Raw genomic sequence first — 858 nt, 5'->3', positions numbered from 1 at the left:
CCTCGCGAGCGCCCAAGACCCTGTCGATGAGGCCCCCCTTCCGCCGGCGGCGCAGTGGTGCGCCCGGATGCTGGTGCTGTCGATCATCTGGACGCCTTGAATTACCGACTGCTGCGCGGCCCGGCAGCAGGACCATCGCCTCAGGCTGCGACGTGCCTCTGCTGACAGGGTCGGATCAGCGGCTTTGAACGACGGGTGCCGCTTTTTGCCGGCGCTGTAGGGTTACGCGGGCGCAGTCCGGGCGCTGAGCCAGGCGAGGCGGGTGAAGTTATAGGCCAGGTTGGCCATGCCGATCTTCACCTGGGCCCCTGTCCAGGCCGATGGTGGGCACGAACAGCGCCATGCGGTGCTTCTGGGCGGCAAAAACATGCTCGATGCCTGAGCGGATCCGGGCGCGTGCGGCATTGGCCTTGGCCTGCTGCTCAGAGAGTTTGCGCCGAGGTGGCCGGCGGAACTGGATGCGCTCGCTCAGACCGCGGCGTTCCAAGACCTCCAGATTGCGCCTGGTGCGGTAGGCAGTGTCCGCCCAAACGCGGCTGGCCGTGTTCTCGGGGTCGAGCAGGCCAGCAAAGCTGCGGCTATCATGTTGGGCGGCATCGGTGACCGTCCAGCGGCGGATCAGCCCGTGCCGCCGGTCGATGCCGATGTGGTTCTTGTAGCCAAAGATCGGCACCGCGATCTGGATGGCCTGCGCTGATGGCCTTGTTTGGGCTTGGTCCTGCCGCGCTTGAGGGTCCACCGCGCATCACGATCCTTCTGTGCCCGCTTGGCCTTCGACCAATGCGCCGGCGTACCGCCCTCGCGGATGGTGGCCTTCTCCTCCACGGTGAGCTTCTGGCGTGGCGCGGCGATCAGGGT

The 858-nt window shown here is 66.9% G+C and carries 1 protein-coding gene; it reads right to left on the bottom strand.

Features of this window, described 5'->3' with window-relative positions:
* Positions 1-268 precede the first annotated feature (268 nt).
* Complete coding sequence (locus D2K64_RS23870; protein WP_120010103.1) at positions 269-739, bottom strand: transposase; 471 nt, start codon at positions 737-739, stop codon at positions 269-271.
* Positions 740-858 lie beyond the last annotated feature (119 nt).

The organism is Teichococcus vastitatis (genome assembly GCF_003604215.1).
Taxonomy (GTDB): Bacteria; Pseudomonadota; Alphaproteobacteria; order Acetobacterales; family Acetobacteraceae; genus Pseudoroseomonas; species Pseudoroseomonas vastitatis.
Note: the sequence above shows the minus strand (reverse complement) of the source record. Positions and strands in the feature narration are given on the sequence as shown.